The sequence below is a fragment of the Mesorhizobium sp. M2C.T.Ca.TU.002.02.1.1 genome, from assembly GCF_003997225.1.
Window position 1 is genome coordinate 1 of the sequence record NZ_RZTO01000997.1, and the last position, 1,988, is coordinate 1,988.

Consider the following 1,988-nt stretch of genomic DNA (forward strand, 5'->3'; position numbering starts at 1 on the left):
GTCCCATAGAAGATGACGTCGCCGGCGGTCGCCAGCGCGCCCGACCACACCGAGAACTGCTCGGGCTTCGACCAGACGATCTCACCCTTGGCGGCGTCCCAGGCAATGAAGTTGCCCATGTTGCCGTCGCCGCCAGGCGCCGGATACATCGATACGGTGGCGCCCACATAAGGCTGGCCGGCGGTATAGCTCACCTTGTACGGCTCATAGTCCATGCAGACGTGGTTGGTCGGCACATAGAACAGCCCGGTCTTCGGCGAGTAGGTGGCCGGCTGCTGGTCCTTGGTTCCGAGCGCTGCCGGGCAGATACCCGTCGAGTTCGTGTCTTCGCCGTTCTGCTGCGTCGAATATTTCGCCACGACCTGCGGGCGGCCATATTCCTTGCTGTTGGGGTCCATATTGACTTCGGTGGCCCAGTTCACCGCCGGGTCGTACTTCTTGGCGACGAGAAGCTCGCCGGTGGCCCGGTCCATGGTGTAGGCGAAGCCGTTGCGGTCGAAATGCACCAGCACGTCGTGCTTCTTGCCTTTGACCTCCATGCCGTCGACGAGGATCATCTCGTTGATGCCGTCATAGTCCCACTCGTCATGCGGGGTCATCTGGTAGACCCATTTGGCGACGCCGGTGTCGGCATCGCGGGCGAAGATGGTCATCGACCAGCGATTGTCGCCGGGGCGCTGGACGGGGTTCCAGGTCGAGGGATTGCCGGTGCCGTAGTAGACGAGGTTCAGCTTGGGATCATAGGAATACCATCCCCATGTCGTGCCGCCGCCCGTCTTCCACTGCTCGCCTTCCCAGGTGTTCGTGCCAGAGTCCTTCCCCACCGGCTTGCCGAGCTGCGTGGTCTTCTCGGGATCGAGCAGGGTGTCTGCGTCCGGGCCTTCCGAATAGGCCTTCCAGGCGAGCTTGCCGTCCTTCAGATCGTAGGCGGCCAGCCAACCGCGGACGCCGAACTCCGCGCCCGAGACGCCGACGAGGACCTTGTCCTTGACGACCACGGGCGCCGACGTGCCGGATTCGCCCTTTCCGCCGTCGGTGTTTTCGCCGTTCTTGACCGACCATACGACCTTTCCGGTCTTGGCGTCGAGCGCGACGACCGTGGTGTCGGCCTGGTTGAGAATGACAAGCGCGGGGCGATCGCCATCGGCAGGCGCATAGGCAACGCCACGATTGACCGTGTCGCAGCACATGATCGGAATGACGTTCGTGTCCTGCTTGGGCTCGTACCTCCAAAGGATCTTTCCGTCCTTGTTGAGATCGAGAGCATAGACGGTGTTCGGGAACGGCGCGTGAACATACATCACATCGCCGATGATCAGCGGGCCGCCCTCATGGCCGCGCAGCACGCCGGTCGAGAAGGTCCACTTGACCTGCAGGTTCTTCACATTTTCCTTGGTGATCTGCTTGAGCGTGGAATAACGGGTGTTGGCGTAGTCGCCAGTCTGCATCACCCAGTCTTTCGGGTTTTTGGCCATCTTTGCGAGATCTTCGTTGGCTGACGCTGTATAGAGCGCGCCCAACGATAGTAGCGCAGTGGTTGTCGCGATGTAGGTAGCTTGCTTAAGTGCGCGCATCAAATTCCTCCCAGGTTGACAACAAGAAATCGGTATTCAAGCTCGCAAGAGCTTGTCCAGGCGATCTGTATTGGGAAGTATTTCCGGCAGCTGTCACGACCTAAACTGCAAATAGCAGAGGAACTTTTCTATCCTCTACCAAACCAGTCTAGCCTGCACCCGCCCGATGTGGCCTACGAAAGACTGTCGCCGCTCCCTTGTTACAGCGATGTCCTTGAAGCCGGAAACAGGATAAGGCTATGTCATTGCAAAATGTCAGGCAAGGAAAAACCCCTACCGGAATTGTGCGATGCAGCAAGTATCTAATGCGCCGCAATATAAAATTAACAGATAAAAGATATGCGAAATTTCGTATCATTTTGAAGTGTAAAATGGAGAATTTATATATATAAAAATCTTATAGCTGCGTATTAT

General features: G+C 57.7%; 1 protein-coding gene. It reads right to left on the reverse strand.

All coding sequences use genetic code 11. The annotated features are described in order from the left end of the window. Positions 1–1,574 (reverse strand): PQQ-dependent dehydrogenase, methanol/ethanol family (locus EOD07_RS32505; protein ID WP_127238162.1); only part of this gene is annotated, 1,574 nt, incomplete at its 3' end. Positions 1,575–1,988 lie beyond the last annotated feature (414 nt).